Origin of the sequence: Streptomyces sp. NPDC002884, from assembly GCF_040295245.1 — a bacterium.
In the GTDB taxonomy this organism is placed as follows: domain Bacteria; phylum Actinomycetota; class Actinomycetes; order Streptomycetales; family Streptomycetaceae; genus Streptomyces.
Genome location: NZ_JBEOVB010000015.1, coordinates 168,574 through 194,436, shown reverse-complemented (window position 1 = coordinate 194,436; position 25,863 = coordinate 168,574). Strand labels below are relative to the sequence as shown.

Annotated in this window: 27 protein-coding genes; 13 read left to right on the top strand and 14 right to left on the bottom strand. The window is 71.5% G+C overall.

Translation table 11 applies throughout. The annotated features are described in order from the left end of the window. Nucleotides 1-111: 111 nt before the first annotated feature. Entirely contained in the window at nucleotides 112-1,326 is a 1,215-nt protein-coding gene (serB, locus tag ABT070_RS27785) for a phosphoserine phosphatase SerB (protein ID WP_351764598.1), read from the top strand. Between the two features lie 117 nt (nucleotides 1,327-1,443). On the opposite strand, the gene ABT070_RS27780 is transcribed toward serB, so the two are convergent. The 4 genes from ABT070_RS27780 to ABT070_RS27765 all read right to left on the bottom strand — a co-directional run bounded on the left by ABT070_RS27780 (nucleotide 1,444) and on the right by ABT070_RS27765 (nucleotide 3,978). After that, nucleotides 1,444-1,962, bottom strand: coding sequence for a SixA phosphatase family protein (locus ABT070_RS27780; protein WP_351764597.1), 519 nt, complete (start codon nucleotides 1,960-1,962; stop codon nucleotides 1,444-1,446). Between the two features lie 79 nt (nucleotides 1,963-2,041). Further along, the gene (locus ABT070_RS27775; RefSeq protein ID WP_351764596.1) at nucleotides 2,042-2,248 is read right to left on the bottom strand and encodes a hypothetical protein; all 207 of its coding nucleotides are present in this window, start codon (nucleotides 2,246-2,248) and stop codon (nucleotides 2,042-2,044) included. 222 nt (nucleotides 2,249-2,470) lie between these two features. Further along, complete coding sequence (locus ABT070_RS27770) at nucleotides 2,471-2,587, bottom strand: SGM_5486 family transporter-associated protein (protein WP_351764595.1); 117 nt, start codon at nucleotides 2,585-2,587, stop codon at nucleotides 2,471-2,473. 44 nt (nucleotides 2,588-2,631) lie between these two features. Then, complete coding sequence (locus ABT070_RS27765; RefSeq protein ID WP_351764594.1) at nucleotides 2,632-3,978, bottom strand: CynX/NimT family MFS transporter; 1,347 nt, start codon at nucleotides 3,976-3,978, stop codon at nucleotides 2,632-2,634. 70 nt (nucleotides 3,979-4,048) lie between these two features. On the opposite strand from ABT070_RS27765, the gene ABT070_RS27760 reads away from it, so the two are divergent. Then, nucleotides 4,049-4,738, top strand: a complete 690-nt coding sequence (locus ABT070_RS27760) for a FadR/GntR family transcriptional regulator (protein ID WP_351764593.1) — start codon at nucleotides 4,049-4,051, stop codon at nucleotides 4,736-4,738. Here the strand turns inward: ABT070_RS27760 and ABT070_RS27755 are convergent. From ABT070_RS27755 to fabG, 3 genes are all read right to left on the bottom strand, one after another. Beyond that, a complete protein-coding gene (locus tag ABT070_RS27755) occupies nucleotides 4,719-5,072 on the bottom strand; it encodes a hypothetical protein (RefSeq protein ID WP_351764592.1) in 354 nt (117 codons plus the stop codon). The genes ABT070_RS27760 and ABT070_RS27755 overlap by 20 nt on opposite strands. 163 nt (nucleotides 5,073-5,235) lie before the next feature. Beyond that, nucleotides 5,236-6,003: an enoyl-ACP reductase FabI gene (gene fabI / locus ABT070_RS27750; protein WP_020130401.1), complete on the bottom strand. Its 768-nt coding sequence runs from the start codon at nucleotides 6,001-6,003 to the stop codon at nucleotides 5,236-5,238. A 5-nt stretch (nucleotides 6,004-6,008) separates the two neighbouring features. Then, nucleotides 6,009-6,713, bottom strand: a complete 705-nt coding sequence (gene fabG / locus ABT070_RS27745) for a 3-oxoacyl-[acyl-carrier-protein] reductase (RefSeq protein WP_020130402.1) — start codon at nucleotides 6,711-6,713, stop codon at nucleotides 6,009-6,011. Nucleotides 6,714-6,956: 243 nt separating this feature from the next. Here fabG and ABT070_RS27740 point away from each other — a divergent pair, with 243 nt between their 5' ends. The 3 genes from ABT070_RS27740 to tyrS all read left to right on the top strand — a co-directional run bounded on the left by ABT070_RS27740 (nucleotide 6,957) and on the right by tyrS (nucleotide 11,297). After that, nucleotides 6,957-8,480: a TldD/PmbA family protein gene (locus tag ABT070_RS27740; RefSeq protein ID WP_351764591.1), complete on the top strand. Its 1,524-nt coding sequence runs from the start codon at nucleotides 6,957-6,959 to the stop codon at nucleotides 8,478-8,480. An 82-nt stretch (nucleotides 8,481-8,562) separates the two neighbouring features. Further along, entirely contained in the window at nucleotides 8,563-9,963 is a 1,401-nt protein-coding gene (locus ABT070_RS27735) for a metallopeptidase TldD-related protein (RefSeq protein ID WP_351764590.1), read from the top strand. A gap of 65 nt (nucleotides 9,964-10,028) precedes the next feature. Continuing rightward, on the top strand, nucleotides 10,029-11,297 hold the full coding sequence (gene tyrS / locus ABT070_RS27730; protein ID WP_351764589.1) for a tyrosine--tRNA ligase: 1,269 nt from the start codon (nucleotides 10,029-10,031) through the stop codon (nucleotides 11,295-11,297). Between the two features lie 111 nt (nucleotides 11,298-11,408). On the opposite strand, the gene ABT070_RS27725 is transcribed toward tyrS, so the two are convergent. After that, a complete protein-coding gene (locus ABT070_RS27725; protein ID WP_351764588.1) occupies nucleotides 11,409-11,687 on the bottom strand; it encodes a GlsB/YeaQ/YmgE family stress response membrane protein in 279 nt (92 codons plus the stop codon). 246 nt (nucleotides 11,688-11,933) lie between these two features. Here ABT070_RS27725 and ABT070_RS27720 point away from each other — a divergent pair, with 246 nt between their 5' ends. Beyond that, nucleotides 11,934-12,341, top strand: a complete 408-nt coding sequence (locus tag ABT070_RS27720) for a DUF3099 domain-containing protein (protein ID WP_351764622.1) — start codon at nucleotides 11,934-11,936, stop codon at nucleotides 12,339-12,341. A gap of 197 nt (nucleotides 12,342-12,538) precedes the next feature. Further along, on the top strand, nucleotides 12,539-12,757 hold the full coding sequence (locus tag ABT070_RS27715; RefSeq protein WP_351764587.1) for a hypothetical protein: 219 nt from the start codon (nucleotides 12,539-12,541) through the stop codon (nucleotides 12,755-12,757). Here ABT070_RS27715 and moaA read toward each other — a convergent pair. The 3 genes from moaA to ABT070_RS27700 form a co-directional block, all read right to left on the bottom strand. Then, nucleotides 12,754-13,743, bottom strand: coding sequence for a GTP 3',8-cyclase MoaA (moaA, locus tag ABT070_RS27710; protein WP_351764586.1), 990 nt, complete (start codon nucleotides 13,741-13,743; stop codon nucleotides 12,754-12,756). The genes ABT070_RS27715 and moaA overlap by 4 nt on opposite strands. A 168-nt stretch (nucleotides 13,744-13,911) precedes the next feature. Continuing rightward, nucleotides 13,912-15,537, bottom strand: coding sequence for a monocarboxylic acid transporter (locus ABT070_RS27705; RefSeq protein WP_351764585.1), 1,626 nt, complete (start codon nucleotides 15,535-15,537; stop codon nucleotides 13,912-13,914). Then, nucleotides 15,534-15,890, bottom strand: coding sequence for a DUF485 domain-containing protein (locus ABT070_RS27700; RefSeq protein ID WP_351764584.1), 357 nt, complete (start codon nucleotides 15,888-15,890; stop codon nucleotides 15,534-15,536). The genes ABT070_RS27705 and ABT070_RS27700 overlap by 4 nt, the downstream gene beginning before the upstream one ends. 314 nt (nucleotides 15,891-16,204) lie before the next feature. Here ABT070_RS27700 and ABT070_RS27695 point away from each other — a divergent pair, with 314 nt between their 5' ends. The 3 genes from ABT070_RS27695 to ABT070_RS27685 all read left to right on the top strand — a co-directional run bounded on the left by ABT070_RS27695 (nucleotide 16,205) and on the right by ABT070_RS27685 (nucleotide 20,434). Next, entirely contained in the window at nucleotides 16,205-17,734 is a 1,530-nt protein-coding gene (locus ABT070_RS27695; protein WP_351764583.1) for a S8 family serine peptidase, read from the top strand. A gap of 146 nt (nucleotides 17,735-17,880) precedes the next feature. Next, nucleotides 17,881-19,389 (top strand): CoA transferase, encoded by a 1,509-nt coding sequence (locus ABT070_RS27690; protein WP_351764582.1) that lies wholly within the window; start codon nucleotides 17,881-17,883, stop codon nucleotides 19,387-19,389. A 94-nt stretch (nucleotides 19,390-19,483) separates the two neighbouring features. Continuing rightward, the gene (locus ABT070_RS27685) at nucleotides 19,484-20,434 is read left to right on the top strand and encodes a CopD family protein (RefSeq protein ID WP_351764581.1); all 951 of its coding nucleotides are present in this window, start codon (nucleotides 19,484-19,486) and stop codon (nucleotides 20,432-20,434) included. 30 nt (nucleotides 20,435-20,464) lie between these two features. Here the strand turns inward: ABT070_RS27685 and ABT070_RS27680 are convergent, their stop codons facing one another. The 3 genes from ABT070_RS27680 to ABT070_RS27670 form a co-directional block, all read right to left on the bottom strand. After that, a complete protein-coding gene (locus ABT070_RS27680) occupies nucleotides 20,465-21,124 on the bottom strand; it encodes a lysoplasmalogenase (protein WP_351764580.1) in 660 nt (219 codons plus the stop codon). Continuing rightward, nucleotides 21,121-22,005: a sterol desaturase family protein gene (locus ABT070_RS27675; protein ID WP_351764579.1), complete on the bottom strand. Its 885-nt coding sequence runs from the start codon at nucleotides 22,003-22,005 to the stop codon at nucleotides 21,121-21,123. Before ABT070_RS27675 ends, ABT070_RS27680 begins: the two co-directional genes overlap by 4 nt. Before the next feature lie 155 nt (nucleotides 22,006-22,160). After that, on the bottom strand, nucleotides 22,161-22,871 hold the full coding sequence (locus tag ABT070_RS27670) for a VIT1/CCC1 transporter family protein (RefSeq protein ID WP_351764578.1): 711 nt from the start codon (nucleotides 22,869-22,871) through the stop codon (nucleotides 22,161-22,163). Between the two features lie 322 nt (nucleotides 22,872-23,193). On the opposite strand from ABT070_RS27670, the gene ABT070_RS27665 reads away from it, so the two are divergent. From ABT070_RS27665 to ABT070_RS27655, 3 genes are all read left to right on the top strand, one after another. Next, nucleotides 23,194-24,195, top strand: coding sequence for a DEDDh family exonuclease (locus ABT070_RS27665; protein ID WP_351764577.1), 1,002 nt, complete (start codon nucleotides 23,194-23,196; stop codon nucleotides 24,193-24,195). A gap of 80 nt (nucleotides 24,196-24,275) precedes the next feature. Then, nucleotides 24,276-24,509 carry a metallothionein gene (locus ABT070_RS27660; protein ID WP_078615750.1) on the top strand — a complete coding sequence of 78 codons (234 nt, stop codon included), beginning with the start codon at nucleotides 24,276-24,278 and terminating at the stop codon, nucleotides 24,507-24,509. Nucleotides 24,510-24,600: 91 nt separating this feature from the next. Continuing rightward, complete coding sequence (locus ABT070_RS27655; RefSeq protein ID WP_351764576.1) at nucleotides 24,601-25,392, top strand: SURF1 family cytochrome oxidase biogenesis protein; 792 nt, start codon at nucleotides 24,601-24,603, stop codon at nucleotides 25,390-25,392. The last annotated feature ends 471 nt before the right edge of the window (nucleotides 25,393-25,863 follow it).

Sequence of the window (25,863 nt, the reverse complement as noted above, 5' to 3'; positions counted from 1 at the left end):
CCGCAGCCGGCCGTTGAGGAGCGCGCCACCTCGTCGACATCCACTGTTCCCCGTCCGTCAGGCGGACCTCGGCGGCGCGCGGCACTGGGTGCCGGATACGGTGGGTACACCATGAGCGCTTTGCAGACTTCGTCCTCTGACGTCCCTACGCTCCTTGTCAAGATCTTCGGCAAGGACAGGCCGGGCATCACGGCCGGCCTTTTCGACACCCTCGCCGCCTTCTCCGTCGACGTGGTCGACATCGAGCAGGTGGTCACCCGGGGCCGGATGGTCCTGTGCGCGCTCGTGACCGAGCCGCCGGCCGGTCTCGAGGGGGACCTGCGGTCGACGGTCCACAGCTGGGCCGAGTCGATGAAGATGCAGGCCGAGATCATCTCCGGCCTCGGTGACAACCGGCCGCGCGGTCTCGGCCGGTCGCTGGTCACGGTGCTCGGGCATCCGCTCACCGCGCAGGCCACCGCGGCGGTGGCGGCGAAGATCACGAAGGCCGGTGGCAACATCGACCGTATCTTCCGGCTGGCCAAGTACCCCGTCACCGCCGTCGAGTTCGCCGTCTCCGGTGTGGAGACCGAGCCCCTGCGCACCGCCCTGGTCACGGGTGCGGCGGCGCTGGGGGTGGACGTCGCGGTGGTGGGCGCGGGCCTGTACCGGCGGGCCCAGCGGCTCGTCGTCATGGACGTCGACTCCACCCTGATCCAGGACGAGGTGATCGAGCTCTTCGCCGCGCACGCCGGCTGTGAGGACGAGGTCGCCGAGGTGACAGCGGCCGCGATGCGTGGTGAGCTCGACTTCGAGCAGTCGCTGCACGCGCGCGTGGCACTGCTGGCGGGGCTGGACGCCTCGGTCGTGGACAAGGTGCGCGCCGAGGTCCGGCTGACGCCGGGCGCGCGCACGCTGATCCGGACCCTGAAGCGGCTCGGATACCAGGTGGGGGTCGTCTCCGGCGGTTTCACCCAGGTCACCGACGACCTTCAGGAGCGGCTCGGCCTGGACTTCGCGCAGGCCAACACGCTGGAGATCGTCGACGGCAGGCTCACAGGCCGGGTCACCGGCGAGATCGTGGACCGTGCGGGCAAGGCGCGGCTGCTGCGCCGGTTCGCCGCCGAGGCGGGCGTACCGCTCTCGCAGACCGTGGCGATCGGTGACGGCGCCAACGACCTCGACATGCTCAACGCGGCCGGTCTCGGGGTGGCCTTCAACGCCAAGCCGGTGGTGCGCGAGGCGGCGCACACGGCGGTGAACGTGCCGTTCCTGGACACCGTGCTGTACCTGCTCGGCATCACCCGCGAAGAGGTCGAGGCCGCGGAGACGCACGACGAGCAGTAGCCCCGCGCGGGCGGGGCGAAGAGACGGGGGTGCCGGCGCACGGACGCACGGGCGCCCCGAGGGACGAAGAGGGCCCGGCGCCGTGGTGGCGCCGGGCCCTCGCGGGTGCCGGGTGGGTCACTCGGAGGGCGCCCAGTAGTCGAGCAGCGTGGCCACGCCCGGTTCCAGGGACTTCCAGGAGCCGTCGAAGGAGACGACGGCGAAGGCGGCGGCCGGGAATCCGCGGCGGCCCATCCGCTCGGCGGCGTCGCCCTCGCTCCGGCCGGAGAGGATGTCGGCGAGACCCTGGATGCCCGGGTTGTGGCCGATCAGGACGAGGTCACGCACGTCGTCGGGTGTTTCGTTGAGCAGGGCGATCAGCTCACCCGGGGAGGCCTCGTAGATCCGCTCCTCGTAGACCGTTTTCGGCCGCTGCGGGAACTCGTGGACGGCGAGCTTCCACGTCTCGCGGGTGCGGGCCGCGGTGGAGCAGACGGCCAGGTCGACGGGGATACCGGTGTCGACCAGCTTGCGTCCGGCGACGGCGGCGTCCTTGCGCCCCCGGTCAGCGAGCGGACGCTCATGGTCGGTCACCTGCGGCCAGTCGGCCTTCGCATGACGGAGGAGGACGATCCTGCGGGGTTCTGCGACGCTCATGAGTCCCAGCTTCGCATGAAACAGGCCATGGGGCGCAGGGAGTTGACATGCGGCTTCACCAGCGGTCCCGGGCTCCGCCCTAGCGGGTGATCAGCTGTTGCACGCGCTCGACGAGGTGGGTGATCGCCGGGTCCCCGGTGGCCGCGTCGGCGTCGGCGGGGTTCAGTATCAGCACCAGCAGGGTGATGAAGGCGAGCGTCGGGAGGGCGAGGGCCCACCAGGGCAGCCAGGTGTCGACGCCGCCCGAGGTGGCCGGGTGGGGCCGGGTGTGCGTAGGGGCCGACATGGGTGCCTCCGCTGTCTTCGAGTGGTCCGTGGACCTCGGCAGGTGACCGGCGTCCTGCGGTCACACCTCGAAGTTACGGAATCGGCGGCCCCCAACCCATCCGGTGATCCACCCACTTGACCCTGACCCTCACCCCCTAGGGGACAGGGGGGTTAACCCCACCCCCGTCGCTCGGACGGGTTCACGGCGGGGCGGACGGGGCCGGTCGACACGGCCGGGCCGTCAGGGCGAGGCGATGGTCGCGATGACGGCGATGACGACGAAGATGGCGAAGAACGCGCCGAAGACGATCAGCATCTTCTTCTGGCCGTTCTGGGGATTCGGGTCGAGCACTGGCATACGGCAAGTCTCCCACCCCGCGTCCCCGGTGGTCCCCCGGGGGGTCAGCGGGCGGCTTCCTCCTCCACCGTGCGGTCCCGGCCGGCCAGGACGCCCACGACCGTCTGCGGGACCATCAGGGCCGCCATCAGCGCGAGGGGCAGGCCCCAGCCGCCGCTGTGCTGGTAGAGCACCCCCACCAGGAGCGGGCCGGGGATGGAGATCAGATAGCCGGTGCTCTGCGCGAACGCCGACAGCTGGGCCACGCCCGCGCCGCTCCTGGCGCGCATCCCGACCATCGTGAGGGCCAGCGGGAAGGCGCAGTTGGCGATGCCTAGCAGCAGGGCCCAGGCCCAGGCGCCGCCGGCCGGCGCCAGGTACAGGCCGGTGTATCCGACGAGGCCGCAGCCGCCGAGCGCGAGCACGATCGGGCCCTGGTGCGGCAGCCGGGTGGCGACGCGCGGGATGACGAAGGCCAGCGGCACGCCCATCGCCATCGTCACGGCGAGGAGCAGCCCGGCCGTGCTCGCGGGCACCCCGGCGTCCCGGAAGATCTGCGGCATCCAGCCCATGGTGATGTAGGCGGCGGTGGCCTGCAGGCCGAAGAAGACGGCGAGCGCCCAGGCGGTACGGCTGCGGGTGATGCGCAGCGGGGCGGCCGACGGCTGCGGCACGCGCGCGTGGACCTGCGGGGCGGACCGCGGGCCCCGCTCCGACCGCTCCGGCGCCGTGGCCGCGCCGCCCGGTGCCGTCGCGCGGTCCCGTGCGAGCGGCAGCCAGGGCAGGACGGCCGCCGCCGCCAGGCCCGCCCACAGCGCGAGTCCGGTCTGCCAACTGCCGCCCAGCGCCTCGGTCATGGGCACGGTGACGGCGGCGGCGGTGGCGGTGCCCAGGGCGAGGGCCATCGAGTACAGGCCGGTCATGGTGCCGACCCGGTCGGGGAAGTGGCGTTTGACGATGACCGGCATCAGGACGTTGCTGACGGCGATGCCCATGAGGGCGAGGGCACTGGCGGCGAGGAACCCCGCCGGGCCGCCCGCGTAGGGGCGCAGGAGCAGTCCCGCCGTGATGGCGGCCATGCCGGCGCACACCACCGCGCCCGGCCCGAAGCGGCGGGCGAGACGGGGTGCCATGACGCCGAAGACGGCGAAGCAGAGCGGGGGCACGGAGGTGAGGAGCCCGGCGACGCTGCCGCTCATGCCGAGTCCGTCGCGCACCTCTTCCAGGAGGGCGCCCAGGCTCGTGATGGCGGGCCGGAGGTTGAGGGCGGCCAGCACGATGCCGACGACGAGCAGCCAGGTGCGCCGGTTCCACGCGCGCGTGGAGCCTTGCGGGTGCTCGCCCTGCGCCGAGGTGCGGAGGTGCGGGGGTGTCGTCGTCCGGGTCTGCTCGCTTGCCATGCCGACCATCATAGAATCATAGGATGATTGGTTGTCCATGCCCGGGTTCCCCTCGGCCACCCCACCCGTGCGAAGGTGTGCCATGCCCCTGAGCCATCCCCGGCGATCGGCGCTCTCCGAGCAGGTCATCGCCGCGCTGCGCACCCAGATCACCTCGGGCGAGTGGCCGGTCGGCGCGCGCATCCCCACCGAGCCCGAGCTGGTCGAACAGCTGGGCGTCGCCCGCAACACGGTCCGCGAGGCCGTCCGGGCGCTCGCGCACAACGGGCTGCTGGACATCCGGCAGGGCTCGGGCACCTACGTCGTGGCGACCAGCGAACTGGCGGGCGTGATGCACCGCCGCTTCGCCGACGCCGACCCCGGGCACATCGCCGAGCTGCGCGCCACGCTGGAGTCGAGTGCGGCCAAGCTGGCGGCCGGACGGCGCACGGAGAAGGACCTCAAGCAGCTGGACACGCTCCTCCTGCGGCGCGAGGAGGCCTGGGACTCAGGGGACACCGAGGCGTTCGTGACGGCGGACGCGACCTTCCACCTCGCGGTGGTGGCGGCCTCCCACAACGACGTCATGACCGCGATGTACGCGGACCTCGGCGAGGTGCTGCGGGACTGGCTGCGCGAGGACGTCGGCGAGGAGCTGACACCGGAGACGTACATGGACCACACGCGGCTGGTGGACGCGATCCGCGCGGGCGACGCGGAGGCCGCCGCCGTCGAGGCGGCCGGCTATCCCTTGCTGTGCCGGCCCGGACGGTTCACCGCTTCTGATGGCTGACCCAGGCCGAGCGGACCTCCTTCCAGCAGCGGCCGGTGAGCCGTACGGTCTGGGCCGGGCCCGCGTCGAGCGGGGTGCCGTCGGTGTCGAGATCCCACCAACGGTCGCACTCGATGTGCAGGCGGACACGGTCGGTGTCGGCGTAGGGGTTGTGGCAGTGGGCGACGACGCGGGAACCGAGGATCTCGGTGCGGCACTCCGCGCCGAACGGCTCCTCGGGTGCGGCGGTGGCCGGCCGGGCCGCCACGCGTGCGTGCGGCAGCGCGTCGTACGGCAGCGACAGGACGAGACAGACGGCGACGGTCACTGGGGCCAGGCTGCGAGACAGGCGCACAAGGGGACCTCCTCGGCCGTGCTGGGGAGGAAAGCGCGGTAAGGAACCCGCACTTCAGAGTGCCTCGCCGGGTCACTCCCCCGCCTGGCCGGTGAGCCGAACGGGTGACGCCCCGCTCCCCGCGCGCGGGCGGGGGAACGGGGCGTCGACGGCGTGTCGGTGATCAGGCTCCGATGGCGTGCAGACCACCGTCGACGTGCACGATCTCCCCCGTGGTCTTCGGGAACCAGTCGCTCAGCAGGGCGACGACGCCGCGGCCGGCCGGGCCGGGGTCGTTGAGGTCCCACTCCAGCGGGGAGCGGTCGTCCCACACGGAGGCCAGTTCGGAGAAGCCCGGGATGGACTTGGCCGCCATGGAACCGATGGGACCGGCGGAGACCAGGTTGCAGCGGATGTTCTGCTTGCCCAGGTCACGCGCCATGTAGCGGCTGGTGGCCTCCAGGGCCGCCTTGGCGGGGCCCATCCAGTCGTACTGCGGCCACGCGAACGAGGCGTCGAAGGTGAGGCCGACGACCGAGCCGCCGTTCTGCATCAGCGGCAGACAGGCCATGGTGAGCGACTTCAGGGAGAACGCCGAGACGTGCATGGCCGTGGCGACCGACTCGAACGGCGTGTTGAGGAAGTTGCCGCCCATGGCGTCCTGCGGCGCGAAGCCGATGGAGTGCACGACGCCGTCGAGACCGCCGAGCTCCTCGCCGACGATGTCGGCCAGCCGGCCGAGGTGCTCGTCGTTCGTCACGTCGAGCTCGATGACCTTGGTCGGCTTCGGCAGCTTCTTGGCGATGCGCTCGGTCAGCGTGGGCCGCGGGAACGCGGTCAGGATGATCTCGGCACCCTGCTCCTGGGCCAGCTTGGCGGTGTGGAAGGCGATGGAGGACTCCAGCAGCACGCCGGTGATCAGGACGCGCTTGCCCTCGAGGATTCCGCTCATGGTGATCAGTGACCCATTCCCAGTCCGCCGTCAACGGGAATGACGGCTCCAGTGATGTACGAGGCGTCGTCCGAGGCGAGGAACCGCACCGTCGCGGCGATCTCCTCCGGCTGCGCGTACCGGCCGAGCGGGACCTGCGAGACGATGCCCGCGCGCTGCTCGTCGGTGAGCACCTTGGTCATGTCGGTGTCGACGAAGCCAGGCGCGACGACGTTGAAGGTGATGTTGCGCGATCCCAACTCACGGGCGAGGGAGCGCGCGAAGCCGACCAGGGCGGCCTTGGAGGCGGCGTAGTTCGCCTGCCCGGCGGAGCCGAGCAGGCCCACGACCGAGGAGATCAGGACGACACGGCCCTTCTTGGCGCGCAGCATGGCGCGGTTCGCGCGCTTGACCACGCGGAAGGTACCGGTGAGGTTGGTGTCGATGACCGAGGTGAAGTCCTCCTCGGACATGCGCATCAGGAGCTGGTCCTTGGTGACGCCGGCGTTGGCGATCAGGACCTCGACGGGGCCGTGCTCGGCCTCGATCTCCTTGTAGGCCTGCTCCACCTGCTCGGAGTCGGTGATGTCGCACTTGACCGCGAAGAAGCCGGCCGGTGGCTCGCCCGAGCGGTACGTGATCGCGACCTTGTCGCCGGCATCGGCGAACGCTCGGGCGATGGCGAGGCCGATGCCCCGGTTTCCTCCGGTGACGAGAACCGAGCGGCTCAACGGATCACCCTTTCGATAGGGGTCTGACGCACCCGCCCGAACACTGGAGGGCAGGTGACTTCCCTCGAAACCTATCGGTCTGCCTCGTCCGACGGACATTCGGGCACCGACAGTGGCTCACCGGACTGACTGTGGGGTCTCTACAGAAAGTTTGCGGAAGCGGGGCGGAAACGTGTGGTCCGGGGCTGCCGGGCGCGACATGATCGAGGCCTTCACACGTGACGACACCAGGGAGAGACGTAGGTGCCCCACAGCATCGATGAGAGTTTCACGGCCCTACCCCTACGCGCCCTCGCCGACGCCGCTCTCGCACGCGCGCGTGCGCTGGGGGCGGAGCACGCGGACTTCCGGTTCGAGCGGGTGCGCAGCGCGTCCTGGCGACTGCGGGACGCCAAGCCCTCCGGGTCGTCCGACACGACCGACCTCGGGTACGCGGTGCGCGTGGTGCACGGCGGTACGTGGGGGTTCGCGTCCGGCGTGGATCTGACGATGGACGCCGCGGCCCGGGTCGCCTCGCAGGCCGTGGCGATGGCCAAGCTGTCGGCGCAGGTGATCAAGGCCGCCGGTTCGGACGAGCGGGTGGAACTCGCCGACGAGCCGGTGCACGCCGACAGGACGTGGATCTCGTCCTACGAGATCGACCCGTTCACCGTCCCCGACGGGGAGAAGGCGGCGCTGCTCGCGGACTGGAGCGCGCGACTGCTGGCGGCGAACGGGATCAACCATGTGGACGCCTCGCTGCTCACCGTCCACGAGAACAAGTTCTACGCAGACACGGCGGGGACGGTGACCACCCAGCAGCGGGTACGGCTGCACCCGGCGCTGACCGCGGTGTCGGTCGACGAGTCGAGCGGCGAGTTCGACTCGATGCGCACGATCGCGCCGCCCGCCGGCCGCGGCTGGGAGTACCTCACGGGCACCGGGTGGGACTGGGACGAGGAGCTCGACCGGATCCCGGAGCTGCTCGCCGAGAAGATGCGGGCGCCGAGCGTCGAGCCGGGGCTGTACGACATCGTCGTCGACCCGTCGAACCTGTGGCTGACCATCCACGAGTCCATCGGCCACGCCACCGAGCTGGACCGGGCCCTCGGCTACGAGGCCGCCTACGCCGGCACCTCCTTCGCCACCTTCGACCAGCTCGGCAAGCTGCGCTACGGCTCGGACCTGATGAACGTCACGGGTGACCGCACCGCCGAGCACGGCCTCGCGACCGTCGGCTACGACGACGAGGGCGTCGAGGGCCAGTCCTGGGACCTCGTGAAGGACGGCACGCTCGTCGGCTACCAGCTGGACCGGCGGATCGCGAAGCTGACCGGGTTCGAGCGGTCCAACGGGTGCGCCTTCGCCGACTCCCCCGACCATGTCCCGGTGCAGCGCATGGCCAACGTGTCGTTGCGGCCGGACCCGGCCGGGATGTCGACCGAGGGTCTCATCGGCAGCGTCGACCGGGGCATCTACGTCGTCGGCGACCGGTCCTGGTCCATCGACATGCAGCGCTACAACTTCCAGTTCACCGGGCAGCGGTTCTTCCGGATCGAGAACGGGCGGATCACCGGCCAGCTGCGGGACGTCGCCTACCAGGCGACGACCACCGACTTCTGGGGCTCGATGGCGGCGGTCGGCGGCCCGCAGACGTACGTCCTCGGCGGCGCCTTCAACTGCGGCAAGGCCCAGCCGGGCCAGGTCGCGGCGGTGTCGCACGGCTGCCCGTCGGCCCTCTTCAAGGGCGTCAACATCCTCAACACCACGCAGGAGGCCGGTCGATGAGCGTCAACTCCGGAATCGGCTGGGGGTCCGGGGGTCATCCCCCGGAAAGGCACAGTCTCAACACCACGCAGGAGGCCGGTCGATGAGCGCGGGCAAGAAGGCGCAGCAGCCGCACGAGATCGTCGAGCGCGCCCTCGAACTGTCGCGGGCCGACGGCTGCGTCGTGATCGCCGACGAACAGTCGACGGCGAACCTGCGCTGGGCCGGCAACGCGCTCACGACCAACGGCGTCACGCGCGGGCGCACGCTCACCGTGATCGCCACGGTCGACGGCAAGGAGGGCACCGCCTCCGGTGTCGTCTCGCGGGCCGCCGTCACCGCGGACGAGCTGGAGTCCCTCGTCCGGGCCGCCGAGGCCGCCGCGCGGGGCGCCGGCCCCGCCGAGGACGCGCAGCCGCTGGTCAGCGGTGTGGCGCGGTCCCCCGAGTTCACCGAGGCGCCCGCGGAGACCTCGTCGGCGGTGTTCGCCGACTTCGCGCCCGCCCTGGGTGAGGCGTTCGCACGCGCGCGTGCGGGCGGTCGCGAGCTGTACGGGTTCGCCAACCACGAGCTCGTCTCGACGTACCTGGGCACGTCGACCGGGCTGCGGCTGCGGCACGACCAGCCGAAGGGGACGCTGGAGCTCAACGCCAAGTCCCCGGACCGGACCCGCTCGGCGTGGGCCGGGCGCTCGACCCGGGACTTCAAGGACGTCGACCCGGCGGCGCTCGACGCCGAACTGGCCGTACGGCTGGGCTGGGCGGAGCGGCGGATCGAGCTGCCCGCCGGGCGGTACGAGACGCTGCTGCCGCCGACCGCGGTGGCCGACCTGATGATCTACCAGCTGTGGTCGGCGTCCGGCCGTGACGCGACCGAGGGCCGGACGGTGTTCTCCCAGCCCGGCGGCGGCACCCGGCTCGGCGAGAAGCTGTCCGACCTGCCACTGACGTTGCGCAGCGACCCGAACGAGCCGGGTCTGGAGGCCCCGCCGTTCGTCATCGCGCACTCCTCCGGCGGCGACCAGTCGGTCTTCGACAACGGGCTGCCCGTGCGGCCCACCGAGTGGATCGCGGCGGGCGAGCTGAAGCACCTGACGACCACCCGGCACAGCGCGTCCCTGACCGGCCTGCCGGTGGCTCCCGGGGCCGACAACCTGATCCTGGACGGCGGCGAGGACCGCTCCCTGGAGGAGATGGTCGCGAGCACCGGGCGCGGACTGCTGCTGACCTGCCTGTGGTACATCCGCGAGGTCGACCCGGCGACCCTGCTCCTGACCGGGCTGACCCGGGACGGCGTCTACCTGGTGGAGAACGGCGAGGTCGTCGGCGAGGTGAACAACTTCCGCTTCAACGAGTCGCCGGTCGGCCTGCTGGGGCGGGCCACGGAGGCGGGGCGCACGGAAAAGACGCTGCCCCGGGAGTGGAGCGACTGGTTCACTAGGGCTGCGATGCCTGCGCTGAGGGTGCCGGACTTCAATATGAGCTCTGTCAGCCAGGGCGTATAACCTCGTAACCGGTGGTCGCTCGACCCCGGACGCAGCCTGAAGATCATCAAGGAGATACGAGAACCGTGACGGACATCGTCGACGAACTGCAGTGGCGCGGGCTGATCGCCCTCTCCACTGACGAGGACGCATTGCGCAAGGCGTTCGCGGACGGTCCCGTCACGTTCTATTGCGGCTTCGACCCGACCGCGCCCAGCCTGCACCTCGGCAACCTCGTGCAGATCCTGACGATGCGCAGGATCCAGCAGGCGGGCAACCGTCCGCTGGGTCTGGTCGGGGGCGCCACCGGGCTGATCGGCGACCCGAAGCCCACCGCGGAGCGGACGCTGAACTCGCCCGAGGTCGTCGCCCAGTGGGTCGAGCGGCTGCGCGCGCAGATCGCGCCGCTGCTCGACTTCGAGGGCCCGAACGCGGCCGTCATGGTCAACAACCTGGACTGGACGCAGGGTCTGTCGGCCATCGAGTTCCTGCGGGACGTCGGCAAGCACTTCCGCGTCAACAAGATGATCGCCAAGGAGGCCGTCTCCCGGCGGCTCAACTCCGACGCGGGCATCGGCTACACCGAGTTCAGCTACCAGATCCTCCAGGGCATGGACTTCCTGGAGCTGTTCCGGCGGCACGGCTGCACGCTCCAGACCGGCGGCAGCGACCAGTGGGGCAACCTCACCTCGGGCACCGACCTGATCCACCGGGTGGAGTCCGACGCCGTGGTGCACGCGCTGGCCACCCCGCTGATCACCAAGGCGGACGGCACCAAGTTCGGCAAGACGGAGACCGGCACGATCTGGCTCGACCCCGAGATGACCACGCCGTACGCCTTCTACCAGTTCTGGCTGAACGCGGACGACCGGGACGTGTCGAAGTTCCTGCGCATCTTCAGCTTCCGGTCCCACGCCGAGATCGAGGAGCTGGAGCGGCAGACCGAGGAGCGTCCGCAGGCCCGGGCCGCTCAGCGCGCGCTGGCCGAGGAGCTGACGACGCTGGTGCACGGCGCCGACCAGACGGCCGCCGTGGTCGCCGCGTCCAAGGCCCTCTTCGGCCAGGGCGAGCTCGGCGGGCTCGACGACCGGACGCTGGCCGCGGCCCTCTCCGAGGTACCGCACATCCGGGTCGCCGAGCTCGGACCGGTCGTGGACCTGTTCGCCGAGGTCGGTCTGGTGGCCAGCAAGTCCGCCGCGCGGCGGACCGTGAAGGAGGGCGGGGCCTACGTGAACAACGTCAAGGTCACCGCGGAGGACTCCGTGCCGGCGAAGGAAGAGCTCATCCACGGGCGGTGGCTGGTGCTGCGGCGCGGGAAGAAGAACCTGGCCGCCGTCGAGGTCACCGAGGTCTGAGTGCCGCGCTCGCGCTCTGCGGGTGACGCATGAGGGGTGCGGGTCTGTGCCGGCCGCGGCTTTCGTCGTGGCGTGTCGCGCAGTCGCCCGCGCCCCTGTGGGGCGGGTCGGTCATGTGCTCTGCTTGCGCTTGCCCAGCGTCGCCATGTAGAGCATGTCTCCCAGGGCGACGATGATGATCGCGGCGATCAGCTGGAACAGGTGACGGCTCCAGTCGATGCCGGACGTCTCCTCGACCCCTGCCGCTCGGGCGATCGAGTTGCCCACGATCGCGCCCAGCATGCCGAAGATGGTGGTCAGCCAGAGCGGGCTGTGCTGCTTGCCCGGGAGGATCGCCTTCGCGATCAGGCCCAGCACGAATCCCACGATGATCGCCCACAACCAGCCCATGGCTGCCTCCTTGTACGGCTCTACGTGAGCATTGGACCCAAGTCTCGGTCCGCTCGCCGTACGGCGCATGTCGGGTGCGGCCATACGCGGGAGGACGCAGAACGTTCGCCCGGGCGGTGGGCGACCCGGTCTCGAAGGCGGCGCAGTCGCGGCGTAACGTGGACGATGTCCGGGCCCGGCTCCCCGATCGGGTGCGGACCGGAGAGGGGCCGGGGCAAGGCCGATGCGGGCGGACGGTGGAATGTGATGCGGAAGCAGGGTGGCGGCGGCAACGTCCAGGTGTTCCGGATCACCGGTGCGCGACAGGGACTCCAGGACGACGTGCGGGGCCGGCAACGGCGCTACATCATCTCGATGTCGATCCGTACGCTGTCGGTGATCCTCGCGGCGACGTTGTGGAACGTGGAACGGCACGTGGCTGTCGTGGCGTTGGTCCTGGGGGTGGTACTCCCCTATATCTCGGTGGTGATCGCCAACGCGGGGCGGGAGAACGTGCCTTCGCTGCCCTCCACCTTCCTGACCGCGCCGGTGCGAACCATGATCGCGCCGCCGCGCGCCGAGGGTGAATCCGTGGGCTCCGTCCCGGAAGAGGAGGGCTTCGCGGAATCCCTCCGGAAGGAGCCGGCGCCCGATCCGACTGAGCGCCGGCCGTGAACAGACCATGAACAGGCTGTGCCCGAAGCTCAGGAAAAGCTCAGATCAATCATGTTGTTCCAGTGCCGTGGTCACCATGGGCCGTGACATACTTCGTACGCGCTCCGCATCCCCCGTCGGAGCGACGGACCGACGCCGGGCAGCTCCCCCCGTGGCTGCTCGGCGTCGCCTTTGTGTGCGTGTGGTGAGACAAGCCTGTGAGTGACGAGACCCCGATCTGTTCCGCCAAGGGCTGCCGTGTCGACGCGGTGTGGGTGCTGGCGTGGAACAACCCGAAGCTGCATACGCCGGAGCGGCGCAAGACGTGGCTCGCGTGCGAGGAGCACCGGGAGCATCTGTCGCAGTTCCTCGGCGTCCGGGGCTTCCTCAAGGACGTCGTCCTGCTGACCGAGTGGGAGTCCCCGCAGGCAGGCTAGCCGCCGATCGCCGACATCGGCCGGTCCGGCTGGAGGAAGGTCGGGTCGTCCAGGCCCGAGCCCGCCTTCTTGCCCCACATCGCCAGCCGCCAGATACGGGCTATCTCCTCGTCGGGGGCGTCTGAGCGCAGGGCCGCTCGCAGGTCCGTCTCCTCGCGGGCGAAGAGACAGGTGCGGACCTGGCCGTCGGCCGTGAGGCGGGTGCGGTCGCAGGCCGAGCAGAACGGGCGGGTGACGGAGGCGATCACGCCCACCCGGTGCGGTCCGCCGTTCACCAGCCAGCGTTCGGCCGGGGCGGAGCCGCGCTCCCCCTCGCCCTCGGCGGTGAGGTCGAAGCGGGTGCGCAGGGAGGCCAGGATGTCCCCGGCCGTGACCATGCCCTCGCGCTTCCAGCCGTGCTGGGCGTCCAGGGGCATCTGCTCGATGAAACGCAGCTCGTAGTCGTGCTCGACGGCCCAGGCGAGGAGGTCCGGCGCCTCGCCCTCGTTCAGGCCGGGCATCAGGACCGAGTTGACCTTCACCGGGGTCAGGCCTGCCTCGCGGGCGGCTTCCAGGCCTTCGAGGACGTCCTTGTGCCGGTCCCGGCGGGTGAGGGTCTTGAAGACGTCGGGGCGCAGGGTGTCGAGGGAGACGTTGACCCGGTCCAGGCCCGCCGCCTTCAGGGCCGAGGCGGTGCGGCGCAGGCCGATGCCGTTCGTCGTGAGGGACATCTGCGGGCGGGGCGTCAGGGCCGCGACCCGCTCGACGATGCCGACCAGGCCCGGGCGCAGCAGGGGCTCGCCTCCCGTGAAGCGGACCTCTTCGATGCCGAGCGTGGAGACCGCTATGCCGATCAGGCGGACGATCTCGTCGTCGTCGAGGAGGTCGGGCTTGGCCAGCCACTGCAGGCCCTCCTCGGGCATGCAGTACGTGCAGCGCAGGTTGCACCGGTCGGTCAGCGAGACCCTCAGGTCGGTGGCCACTCGGCCGTAGGTGTCGATGAGCACGTGGGCCCCCTCCCTCGTAGCGATCGCGTGTCCTTCTCCGTCACTTGCGAGCCTACGTGACACCGGTGACAACGACAGTGCCCGATCACACGAGATCCCAGAAGACGGGACGCGGCCGCGTCGTAGGGATCTACGGCGCGGCCGCGGGGGGGCGTGGTCAGCGGTTGCTCAGTGGGCTCCGGTGCCGGTCAGGGAGCGGACCTCCAGCTCGGCGTACTTGCCCTTGTCGGGCTCCTCCTTCGACAGCAGGGTGCCTACGACGCCCAGCAGGAAGCCGACCGGGATCGAGATGATGCCCGGGTTCTCCAGCGGGAACCAGTGGAAGTCGACGTCCGGGAACATCGAGGTGGGCTTGCCCGAGACGACCGGCGAGAACAGCACCAGGCCGACCGCGGTGACCAGGCCGCCGTAGATCGACCACAGGGCTCCGGAGGTGGTGAACCGCTTCCAGAAGAGGCTGTAGAGGATCGTCGGGAGGTTGGCGGAGGCGGCGACCGCGAAGGCGAGGGCGACCAGGCCGGCGACGTTCAGGTCGCGGGCGAGGGCGCCCAGGAGGATGGAGACGGCGCCGATGCCCACGGTGGCGTAGCGGGCCGCGTTGATCTCCTGCTTCTCGGTGGCGGTGCCCTTCTTGATGACGTTGGCGTAGATGTCGTGGGCGAAGGACGAGGACGACGCCAGGGTGAGTCCCGCGACGACCGCGAGGATGGTGGCGAAGGCGACCGCCGAGATGGTGGCCAGCAGGATCGCGCCCCAGTTGGAGTCGACGCCGCCGAGATGGAGCGCGAGCAGGGGCGCCGCGGTGTTGCCCGCCTTGTTGGAGGCGGTGATCTCGTCCGGTTTGATCAGCGCGGCGGCGCCGAAGCCGAGGGCGAGGGTCATCAGGTAGAAGGCGCCGATCAGGCCGATGGCCCACAGGACCGACTTACGGGCGGCCTTGGCGGTGGGCACGGTGTAGAAGCGGATCAGGATGTGCGGCAGGCCGGCGGTGCCCAGGACCAGGGCGATGCCGAGGGAGATGAAGTCCAGTTTGGTGGTGCCGGTGGCGCCGTACTTCAGGCCGGGCTCCAGGAAGGCCGCGCCCTTGCCGCTGTTGTCGGCGGCCGAGCCGAGCAGGTCGGAGAGGTTGAAGTCGAACTTCAGCAGGACCAGGAAGGTGAGCAGGAGGGCGCCGGCGATGAGCAGGACCGCCTTGACCATCTGGACCCAGGTGGTGCCCTTCATACCGCCGATCGTCACGTAGACGATCATCAGTACGCCGACCAGCGCGACGATGCCGACCTTGCCGCTGTCGCTGGTGATGCCCAGCAGCAGGGAGACCAGGACGCCCGCGCCGGCCATCTGGGCCAGCAGGTAGAAGATCGACACCACGATGGTGGAGGTGCCGGCCGCGGTGCGGACGGGCCGCTGGCGCATGCGGTACGCCAGGACGTCGCCCATCGTGTAGCGGCCGGAGTTGCGCAGCGGCTCGGCCACCAGGAGCAGGGCGACCAGCCAGGCGACCAGGAAGCCGATGGAGTACAGGAAGCCGTCGTAGCCGAAGAGGGCGATGGCGCCCGCGATGCCGAGGAAGGACGCGGCGGACATGTAGTCGCCGGAGACGGCGAGCCCGTTCTGGAAGCCGGTGAACTGGCGGCCGCCGGCGTAGAAGTCGGCCGCGTCCTTGGTCTGGCGGCCGGCCCAGACGGTGATGACGAGGGTCGCGGCGACGAACACCGAGAACAGGATGATGATCAGCGTGCGGTGCTCGCTGGCCTCGCCTGCGGCGAGCAGGGTGTGCTGTGCGGGGCTCATGCTCCGCCCTCCATCCGGGACTTGATGGCCTCGGCCTTGGGGTCGAACCGCGCGGCGGCGGTCCGCGCGTACCACCAGGCGATGAGGAAGGTGGTGAGGAACTGGGCGAGGCCGAGGGTCATGGCCACGTTGAAGTTGCCGAAGAGCTTGGTGCCCATGAAGTCGCCGGCGTAGCTGGACAGCAGGACGTACAGCAGGTACCAGACGATGAAGGCGACGGTCAGCGGGAAGGCGAAGTTGCGGTAGGAGCTGCGCAGTTCACCGAACTCCGCGCTCTCCTGCACCGCGACGAACTCCTCGGTGGACGGGAGTTGGGCTGGGGATTTCGAGGGGGGCGGTGTCTCGGTGGCCACGAAGTCTCCTCGTTGCGGATGCGGGTCGGACGGCGAAAGGAGGCGAGTGTCCTCTCGCTCCCTGCCCAAGGTCACGGCGCCGCACAAGGACGGGTTCAACGCGTCGGGCGGGTTTGTCGAAGTGGCCTTCGGCAGGTCATGACCAACGAGCGTGGGCGGCGTCAGGTCATGGGTCGGCAAACTCGCCGCCTGGAAGTCATTGCTGGCCGGCGAGTCAGGGAGATAGCTTCGGGACCAGCACCACCCGTCATGTACCTGCCCAAGCAGCACCTGCGCTTGGGTCAGGTCCCGTTTCCGGATGATGTGGAGACCCCATGGCTCATCTGCCTTCCAGACGCCGCCTCGCACTCGCGGTGCCCGTCGTGCTGTCGCTGACCGCCTCCCTCGGCTTCCTGCCGACGGCGGCCTCCGCGGTACCCGTCACGACTTCCGCCACCCAGACGGCCGATGCCGGAACCCTGGCGTACGTCGTCAACACGAAGGTGGACCACCGCACGATCGGGTCGGTGAAGAAGGCGATCGCCGCGGCCGGCGGCACCGTCGTCGCGACGTACGAGAAGATCGGCGTGATCGTCGTCCATTCGGCGAACCCCGACTTCGGGCCCCAGATACGCGCGGTGCGCGGCGTGCAGTCGGCGGGTGCGACCCGTACCGCGCCGCTGACCGCCGCGGGGACCACCGACGAGGGCGCGGCCCAGGTCCTCTCCAAGGCGGAGGCCGCGAAGATCGAGAAGGCCTCCGACGCGGCGGGCCAGAGCGAGCCGCTCGAGGCCGACCAGTGGGACCTGCGCGCGATCGGCGCCGACAAGGCCGCCGGGATCAACCCGGGCAGCAAGAAGGTGACGGTCGCCGTGATCGACACCGGCGTCGACGACACCCACCCGGACCTCGCGCCGAACTTCTCCGCGTCCCAGTCGGCGAACTGCGTCGGCGGCGTCGCGGACACCAGCGAGGGCGCCTGGCGTCCCTACACGGCGGACGACTACCACGGCACCCATGTCGCGGGGGAGATCGCCGCGGCCCGCAACGGCATCGGTGTGGCGGGTGTCGCGCCCGGCGTGAAGGTCGCCGGCATCAAGGTGAGCGACCCCAAGGACGGCCTCTTCTACCCGGAGAACGTCGTCTGCGCCTTCGTGTTCGCCGCCGACCACGGCGTCGAGGTCACGAACAACAGCTACTACGTCGACCCGTGGCTGTACAACTGCATGGACGACCCCGACCAGAAGGCGATAGTCGACGCGGTCAACAGGGCCCAGCTGTACGCCCAGAAGAAGGGCACGCTCAACGTCGCCTCGGCGGGCAACTCCAACCACGACCTGGACTCCGACTCGCTGGTCGACGCCTCCAGCCCGGACGACTCCACGCCGGTGGAGCGGACCGTCGACCCGCACGAGTGCTTCGACGTCCCGACCCAGCTGCCGGGGGTCGTCACGGTGAGCGCGACGGGCGTCAAGGGCACCAAGTCGTACTACTCCACCTACGGCCTGGGCGCGATCGACGTCGCGGCTCCGGGTGGCGACAAGTACCAGATCCCGGACACCCCGTCCGCCAACGGCCGCATCCTGTCGACGCTGCCGAACAACACGTACGGCTTCCTGCAGGGCACCTCCATGGCGTCCCCGCACGTCGCCGGTGTGGCCGCGCTGCTGAAGTCGACCCACCCGCACGCGAGCCCGGCCCAGCTCCAGGCGCTGCTCAAGCTCCAGGCCGACAGCACCGCGTGCCCGACCGAGCCGTACGACGGCAACGGTGACGGCATCGTGGACGCGACCTGCGTGGGCGGCAAGCGCCTCAACGCCTTCTTCGGCTTCGGCGTCGTGAACGCGCTGCGTGCCGTGAAGTAGCCGTCCGAAGGACGACGCGAGGGCCGGGCGGACATCCGCCCGGCCCTCGTGCGTGCGTGGAGCGTCCGCCGGGCGTGACGTGGTACGGCCGATGGTGCACCACGGGGAGCAATATATTGATTGAATCAATAATGCATAGTTCAGTCATGACTGGAATCAAGTTCGCCTGGTCGGAGCTGGGCGGCGATCCCGCTCTCCTCACGCGCGTGTCGACCGTCGTCCGGGAGGACGCCCTACAGGCGCGTCTTCCCGTACGGGAACTGGCGCGCGCCTGCGTGGGCGTGTGCGCGCTGGCCGGCGCCGAACTGGGGGCGCGACGCGCCGGCCTCCCGGAGGTGCCCGGGGTGCGGGTGGACGACGGCGCGGTGGCCACCGCGTTCGTCAGCGAGCGGCGGCTGCTGGTCGACGGGCGAGCCCCGGTCCTCTTCGCGCCGCTGTCGCGGTTCTGGCGGACGGCCGACGGATGGGTGCGCACCCACGCCAACTACCCGCACCACCGCGAGCGGCTGCTCAGGGCGCTGGCACTGCCGGAGGGCGCCGACCCGGACGTCGTCGGGGCGTCGCTCGCGGAGCGCTCCGCCCTCGATGTGGAGGACGCGGTGTACGCGGCCGGAGGTCTGGCCGTCGCGTCGCGCACGCCCGAGGAGTGGGCGGCGCAGGAGCAGGCGGCCCTGATCGCCGCCCGTCCCCTGGTGGAGCGGGGGCGGGCGGACGGGGCACGCACGCGTACGTTCGCGCCGCTGGAGGACGGCCCGCTGCTGCCCGCCGCCGGACTGCGCGTCCTGGATCTGACCCGGGTCCTGGCCGGGCCGGTCGCCACCCGCACCCTCGCCCTGCTGGGCGCGGACGTCCTGCGGGTCGACGCGCCCCATCTGCCCGAGCTGCCCGATCAGCACGCCGACACGGGCTTCGGCAAGCGCTCGGCGCTGCTGGACCTGACGACGGACCGGCGCGCCTTCGAGGAGTTGCTGGCGGCGGCGGACGTCGTGGTCACCGGCTACCGGCCGGGCGCCCTGGACCGGTTCGGGCTCTCCCCCGAGGCACTGGCCGAGCGCCGGCCCGGACTGGTCGTGGCACAGGTGTCGGCGTGGGGCGCGTACGGGCCGTGGGGCGGGCGGCGCGGCTTCGACAGCCTGGTCCAGGTGGCCACCGGCATCGCGACCGTCGAGGGCTCCGCCGAGCGGCCGGGCGCGCTGCCCGCGCAGGCTCTCGACCACGGCACCGGCTATCTGCTGGCGGCGGCCGTGCTGCGGGCGCTGACCGACCAGTCGCACGACGGCGGCAGCCGGTTCGTGAGGCTGTCGCTGGCCCGGACCGCGGCATGGCTCACCGAGGAGGCCCGGGCGAGCGAGGGCGTGGACGCGCCCGGCGGGGACGTCCGGAGCGGGGCGGGCCGGATCGGGCCGGATCGGAACGAGGCGGGGCGGAACGAGGGCGTCCGGATGGGCGAAGGGGAGGGCAAAGGGATGACCAAGGCGCGGGACCGGGAGGTCAGCGGGGGCCGGAGCGTCGGTCCCGGCCCCTGGCTCGCCGAGACCGACAGCCCTCTGGGACGGCTGCGCCACGCCCTTCCGCCGGTGTCGTTCGACGGCGGGCCGGGCGACTGGGCGCGGCCGCCGGGGCCCTGGGGAGCCGATCCGGCACGCTGGCTCTGATCCTCCGGACGATCCCCTCCCGCACCGATGCCGCACTCCCTGGCCGGTTCAGGATGAGTTGCCCTGATTTGCCGGGAATGGTGAAGATCCTGGCATGGCCCTCATACGACCGACCGACGCGACCGAATCCATACGCCGAACCGGCCCCGGCCGGGCGGTGGCGCTGCTCGCCCTGGTGGGACTCGCGGCGCTGATCCCGCTGCTCGGGCCCTCCGTCGCCGCGCACGGCACCGGGGAGGCCGCGGCCGCGGACTCCGGCGTGGTCGCGCTGCTGCGGACGCTGCTGTTCGCGGCGCTGTGCGTGCAGGTGGGCGAGCTGTTCGCGGCCGGCCTCGCCCGATGGGTGCCCGGCGCCCCGCCCGGCCGGCCGACCGGCTGGGCGCCGTACGCGGCGGTCGTGGGGTTCGCGGCCGCGGCCACCGCCGGTGAGCTGGCGCCGCACGGCCATGGCTCGCGCGGCGGTGTTCTCGCGCTGCTGGAGGCGATCGCGTTCGCCGTGGCGGGGCTGTGCGCGCTCACGCGCCGGCCGAACCGTCAGGTCTGGCCGCTCGCGGCGGTGGTCCTGGCCGAGGCGCTGCGCGCGCACCCGCCCACCGAGTCCACGCCGATGATCGGTTCCGGGCTGACGGTGGTGCATCTGACGTGCTCGGCACTGTGGGCGGGCGGCCTGCTGAACGTGCTCCGCACACTGCGGCGATGGGACGACACCGAGGCGGGCGCCGCGCTGCTCGGGCTCTACGCGCGCGTGGCGGCCGTCCTGTTCGCCGGGATCACCGCGACCGGGCTGTGCAGCTCTCTGCGCCGGATGCCCTCGGGAACGGTGCTCGAACAGCTGACGACGACGGCGTACGGGCGCGTGCTGCTCGCCAAGGTGCTCGTCGTGGGCGCGGTCGCCCTGCTCGCCCTGTGGGCGCGGACACGGTTGCGCCGGGCCCCCGACCCGCTGGCCGCCTGCTCCCCCGCGCGCGTGGAGATCGTCGCGCTGGGGGTGGTGGTCGCGGTGTCGGGCCTGTTGACGGCGTTGCCGCTGCCGATCAAGGGTTGATGATCAGTACTCGAGGATCAATGGTTGAGCTCAGGTGTTGAGGATCAAGGGACGAGGGTCGGCTGTCGGACGGCGGCGGCCTGTCGCGCCGAGGACCAGCAGGACCTGTGCGGCGATGTAGGTGAGCATGATCCACAGGTCGGGGCGCGGGGGCTGGGGCCAGTCCGCGACGCCGGTGGCGATGAGGGTGTCGGAGAGCAGGAACAGCGCGCCGCCCGCGCCGGCGACGGGGCCGAGCCGGGTGGTGGCGGAGTACGCCATGGCCGTGAGCAGCGTGCTGTAGACGGCGACCGGGAGACGCAGGTCCGCGGGGAGGTCCGGCCACAGCAGGGCGACGGTGGCGATCAGGGCGATGGCGTAGCAGGGGGCGAGGAGGGCGCCGCCCGCGTGGGGCCGGCCGACGCGGGCGAACAGCACCAGGTAGCAGACATGGCCTGCGGCGAAGGACGCCATGCCGGCGAGGAAGGCGGGGTCGGCGTCGAACAGCAGCAGGGTGTCGCCGCCCCAGCCGCACAGGAGGGCGGCGACCAGGAGCCGGGGCGCGCCACGCAGGACCGCCCAGGCGGCGAGAAGGGGCATGAGGAGGGGCTTGGCCACCGTGTGCCCGGTGTCGTGGCCGACCGCGAGGCTGAGCAGGTCGACGGCCGCGGCGAGGGCGAACAGACCGAGGAGGACGCGGGAACGGGTCACGCGGCCGTGGTCTCCTCGACCGCGGCGGCCGTGGACGAGGGCGCCGGAGCGGACGCGGGCTGCCAGCCGGGCCCGCGGAACACCCGTCCCGTCCGCTCACGCCAACTGCGCGCCGACCTCACGTCCTTGACGATCGCGACGTACTCGTGCGTGGCCACCTTGATCGGGTTGAACGTGTTGATGTTCTTGGTCAACCCGTAGACGGGCCGGTCGATCTCGGGCACGAACGACCCGAAGAGCCGGTCCCAGACGATGAGGATGCCGCCGAAGTTGCGGTCCAGGTAACCGCCCTGGGAGGCGTGGTGGACGCGGTGGTGGGAGGGCGTGTTGAACACGAACTCGAACCACCGGGGCATCCTGTCGATCCGCTCGGTGTGGATCCAGAACTGGTAGACGAGGTTGGCCGAGGAGCAGAACGCGAGCGCCGCCGGGTGGACGCCGAGGGCGATGAGCGGGACGTAGAACGGCCAGACGGTCAGTGTGGTCCAGGGCTGGCGCAGGGCGGTGGTGAGGTTGAACTTCTCGCTGGAGTGGTGGACGACGTGACAGGCCCACAACACGCGGATGACGTGGTGGCCGCGGTGGGACCAGTAGTAGAAGAAGTCCTGCGCGAGCAGCATCAGCGGGAGCGTCCACCACAGGACCGGGACACGGAGCGGGGTCAGCTCGTAGATCGCCGTGTAGATCGCGAGGATCGGGATCTTCCAGACGAAGTCGAACACGAGACTCCCGAGCCCCATGCCGACGCTCGTCGCGGCGTCCTTGGTCTCGTACCCGGCCGCATCCTCCTCGGGATGGAGCCGGACGCTGATCACCTCGACCACGGTGAGCAGCACGAAGGCGGGTATCGACCACAGCACGACATCGGGCAGGTTCGGCATGTGGGCACCGTAGAACGGCTGATGGGCTGCGGCTAGACGTTGTTACCCACAAGTATTACCGACGGTACGCGCTTGCTTGTTGGCGATCTCCACCAACCGGCGCCCAGCACGGACGCACCGCCCGCCAGGATGACCGCCGCCGACCGCCCCGCCCCTCACACGCCCGCCGCCCCCAGCAACGCCCCGAGGAGATAGGTCACCCCCATCGCGAGCGCCCCGCCCCCCACGTTGCGCAGTACCGCGCGTCCCGGTGCCGCCGCCCCCAGGCGGGCGCTGCTCCATCCGGTGCCGGCCAGGGCCGCCAGGACGGAGGCGACGGTCACCGGGAGGCGCCAGTCCGACGGAGGCAGCACGATGGCGAGCAGCGGGAGCAGGGCGCCGGCCGTGAAGGCGAGGAAACTGGCCCAGGCCGCGTGCCAGGGGTTGGTGAGGTCGTCGGGGTCGATGCCGAGCTCCACGCGCGCGTGGGCCTTCAGGGCGTCCCGTTCCGTGAGCTGGACGGCGGCCTCGTGGGCCACCTCCCCGGACAGTCCGCGCTCCACCAGCAGCTCGGTCAGCTCCGCCAGCTCGGCCTCCGGCTGCTCGCGCAGCTCCCGCCGCTCCAGCGCGAGGGCGGCCTTCTCGGAGTCCCGTTGGGTCGACACGGAGACGTACTCCCCCGCCGCCATGGACATCGACCCGGCGAGCAGACCGGCGAGGCCGGCCGTCAGCAGGGCCGAGCGGTCGTCCGTGGCGCCGGCCACGCCGACGACGAGGCCCGCGGTGGAGACGATGCCGTCGTTGGCGCCGAGGACCGCGGCGCGCAGCCAGTTCAGCCGGGATCCGAGCGAGCCTCCGTGGGCCTCGGCGTGGGTGGGTTCCGTCACAGCACGGAGGATGGCACCCCGAAAGGCGCCTGCCCCGCACCGACGCTCGTCGTCGCGGGAGCGGGAGCGGGAGCGGGTGCGGGAGCGGGAGCGGGTGGGGTGCGGGTGCGGGCACGCCGGGCCGGGACGCCCGGGCCGGCCGGAGGGGACCGGCGCGGTGAACCAGCTCCCGGCGAGCCGGAATTGGCCGGGTATCAGCCGAGAACCGTGGGCACGCGCGCGTGCGCCCCGCGAACTCCCGTACGGCCCGAAGGGCTTCGTACGCCCCCACTTCGGGGCGGGTGAAGCGAGGTGTCGGTGGGGGCCCGTATCCTCAGTGACCATGCTCGAAGACCACACGACGACAGCGTCCTCCCCCACGGAGTGGCCGACCGCGTATCCCCCGGGGTACGCGGTCGTTGACGTGGAGACCACCGGCCTGGCCCGGGACGACCGGATCATCTCCGCCGCCGTCTACCGGCTGGACGCGCGCGGCGAGGTGGAGGACCACTGGTACACGCTGGTCAACCCGGAGCGCGACCCGGGCCCGGTGTGGATCCACGGTCTGACGAGCGACGTGCTCGAGGGTGCGCCCCTCTTCCAGGAGGTGGCCGCGGAGTTCGCCGCCCGGCTCGACGGGCGGGTGCTCGTCGCGCACAACGCGGTCTTCGACTGGCAGATGATCGCGCGGGAGTACGCGCGCGCGGAGCGCGAGGCGCCGGTGCGGCAGCGGCTGTGCACCATCGCGCTCTCCAAGGAGCTCGGTCTGCCGCTGCCCAACCACAAGCTGGAGTCGCTGGCGGCCCACTTCGGCGTGGTGCAGCAGCGGGCGCACCACGCGCTGGACGACGCGCGCGTGCTCGCCGAGGCGTTCCGGCCGAGTCTGCGGGCCGCCGCGGCGGGCGGTGTCCGGCTGCCGCTGCTCGAGTGCAGGCCGCTGACCGAGTGGGCCGACCGGCCCGCGCCCGGGATCGGCAGGCAGGCGAGCGGTCCGGGCAGTGGCTACGGCAGCTATCGGCCCGGCAGTTGGCGGCCGTCCCGCAAAAGGCCCGCATGCCCCCATCCCAACCCCGGCCGGTACGAAGACGGCAAAAGCCTCAAGCAGGGCATGCGGGTCGCCTTCTCGGGCGACACGTCGATCGAGCGGGAGTTGCTGGAGGACCGGGCCGCCGAGGCGGGGCTGCACGTCGCCACGAGCCTGTCCCGGCTGACCAGCCTGCTGGTCACCAACGACCCCGACTCGGGCACCTCGAAGGTCGTGAAGGCGCGGCAGTTCGGGACGCCCGTCGTCGACGAGGCCGCCTTCGGGCAACTCCTGCGGGATGTGGAGCCCGCCGACGAGTGACCCGTGCGTACGGGTGATTGCCGCGCGACTCGCCCGCCGCCCGCTCGCCCGCGCGGGGGCGACGGCTCACCCTGTGGCGCATGGCGAGATGCGAAGTTTGCGGCAATGACTACGGAATGACCTTCGAAGTGCACGCGCAGGGCGCGATCCACGTCTTCGACTGCTTCTCCTGTGCGATCCATCGCATGGCCCCCATCTGCGAGCACTGCCGGGTGCAGATCATCGGCCAGGGCGTCGAGGTGGAGGGTCACTGGTACTGCGGCGCGCACTGCGCCCGCGCGGAGGGCAGGGCGGGCATCGTCGACAAGGTGTGAGCCCACCCGGCCGCTGCCGGGGCCCACACCGGAAGAACCCCTTCCGGTACCCGGCCGAATGCGCCCCACGACCGAGTTGTACGGTCGTGGGGTGTACCGCTTCCTGTTGTCCCGGCAGTGGGTGATCCTCACGCTGGTCTCCCTCCTCCTCATCCCCACGATGATCAGGCTGGGCTTCTGGCAGATGCATCGCTACGACGAGCGCACCGCGCGCAACCAGCTGGTCTCCGACGCGCTGACCGCCGAGGCGGTGCCCGTGGAGAGGCTGACCACCCCCGGGCACGCCGTCACCCGCGGCGAGCGGTACCGCAGCGTCACCGCCACCGGCTCGTTCGACACCGAGCACGAAGTGGTCGTCAGGCGCCGGGTCAACGCCGACGAGACGGTCGGCTTCCACGTCCTCACCCCGTTCGTCCTGACGGACGGCAAGGTGCTGCTGGTCGACCGGGGCTGGATCCCCGCGGACGCCCCGAGTCAGACCTCGTTCCCCGAGGTCCCCGCGCCGCCGGCCGGCCGGGTCACCGTCACCGGGCGGCTGATGCCCGACGAGACGACCGCGGCGAGCGGCATCAAGGACCTCAAGGGACTGCCGGACCGGCAGATCATGCTGATCAACAGCGAGCAGGAGGCCCGGCGGCTCGGCACGCAGGTGCTCGGCGGCTACATCGCGCAGACGGCGCCCGAGCCGAAGGGCGACAGCCCGGAGCTGGTCGGGCGGCCCGGCAGCGAGGACGCGGCCCTGAACTACGCGTACGCCATCCAGTGGTGGCTGTTCTCCGTGGGCGTCCCCGTCGGCTGGGTGATCCTGGTCCGCCGCGAGACCCGCGACCGGGCTCAGGCCGCCGTCCGGGAGACGGAACAGGCCGAGCCGGCGACGGTCTGACGGCCGCGGAACCGGCGGCAGCGGCTGCCACGGACCGGGCCGTGCGCGAGGCCGCGAGCATCCTGCTCGCCCGCCGCCCGCCGCCCGCTCGCCCGACCGCCGACCCGCCTGACCCGCCTGCCGGCCGAAGACCGGCGACCACGCTCCGGCCGCCCGGCTGCTGACCGCCCGACTGTCCGACTGTCCGGCCGCCCGACACCCCTGCCGCCCGACTGTCCGACTGTCCGGCTGCCCCCTCGCCGGAAACGCCGGAAAGGCCGGAAGCGCCGGACGACCGAGGGCCGGCGACGGCACCCCCGACCGCCCGGCTGTCACCTCGTCGCCGGAAACGCCGGACGACCGCAGGCCGGCGACGACAGCCCGGTGGCCCGGCGTCGTGACACCCCGGGCGCGGGCGCCCCGGCGGTCCCGCCGTCACCCGCCCGGCCGCAGCCCTGATTGCCCCCGGGGCCCGCCGGGAACCCGGAACTG

What these genes read in the sequence shown, in the direction of transcription:
- ABT070_RS27770 (WP_351764595.1), bottom strand. Translation starts at nt 2,587, where the DNA reads ATGCCAGTGCTCGACCCGAATCCCCAGAACGGCCAGAAGAAGATGCTG.
- fabI (WP_020130401.1), bottom strand. Translation starts at nt 6,003, where the DNA reads ATGAGCGGAATCCTCGAGGGCAAGCGCGTCCTGATCACCGGCGTGCTG.
- ABT070_RS27780 (WP_351764597.1), bottom strand. Translation starts at nt 1,962, where the DNA reads ATGAGCGTCGCAGAACCCCGCAGGATCGTCCTCCTCCGTCATGCGAAG.
- ABT070_RS27760 (WP_351764593.1), top strand. Translation starts at nt 4,049, where the DNA reads ATGCCCCTGAGCCATCCCCGGCGATCGGCGCTCTCCGAGCAGGTCATC.
- ABT070_RS27725 (WP_351764588.1), bottom strand. Translation starts at nt 11,687, where the DNA reads ATGGGCTGGTTGTGGGCGATCATCGTGGGATTCGTGCTGGGCCTGATC.
- ABT070_RS27775 (WP_351764596.1), bottom strand. Translation starts at nt 2,248, where the DNA reads ATGTCGGCCCCTACGCACACCCGGCCCCACCCGGCCACCTCGGGCGGC.
- ABT070_RS27705 (WP_351764585.1), bottom strand. Translation starts at nt 15,537, where the DNA reads ATGAGCCCCGCACAGCACACCCTGCTCGCCGCAGGCGAGGCCAGCGAG.
- ABT070_RS27665 (WP_351764577.1), top strand. Translation starts at nt 23,194, where the DNA reads ATGCTCGAAGACCACACGACGACAGCGTCCTCCCCCACGGAGTGGCCG.
- ABT070_RS27690 (WP_351764582.1), top strand. Translation starts at nt 17,881, where the DNA reads ATGACTGGAATCAAGTTCGCCTGGTCGGAGCTGGGCGGCGATCCCGCT.
- ABT070_RS27685 (WP_351764581.1), top strand. Translation starts at nt 19,484, where the DNA reads ATGGCCCTCATACGACCGACCGACGCGACCGAATCCATACGCCGAACC.
- serB (WP_351764598.1), top strand. Translation starts at nt 112, where the DNA reads ATGAGCGCTTTGCAGACTTCGTCCTCTGACGTCCCTACGCTCCTTGTC.
- ABT070_RS27660 (WP_078615750.1), top strand. Translation starts at nt 24,276, where the DNA reads ATGGCGAGATGCGAAGTTTGCGGCAATGACTACGGAATGACCTTCGAA.
- ABT070_RS27695 (WP_351764583.1), top strand. Translation starts at nt 16,205, where the DNA reads ATGGCTCATCTGCCTTCCAGACGCCGCCTCGCACTCGCGGTGCCCGTC.
- ABT070_RS27720 (WP_351764622.1), top strand. Translation starts at nt 11,934, where the DNA reads ATGCGGAAGCAGGGTGGCGGCGGCAACGTCCAGGTGTTCCGGATCACC.
- ABT070_RS27735 (WP_351764590.1), top strand. Translation starts at nt 8,563, where the DNA reads ATGAGCGCGGGCAAGAAGGCGCAGCAGCCGCACGAGATCGTCGAGCGC.
- ABT070_RS27675 (WP_351764579.1), bottom strand. Translation starts at nt 22,005, where the DNA reads ATGCCGAACCTGCCCGATGTCGTGCTGTGGTCGATACCCGCCTTCGTG.
- ABT070_RS27765 (WP_351764594.1), bottom strand. Translation starts at nt 3,978, where the DNA reads ATGATGGTCGGCATGGCAAGCGAGCAGACCCGGACGACGACACCCCCG.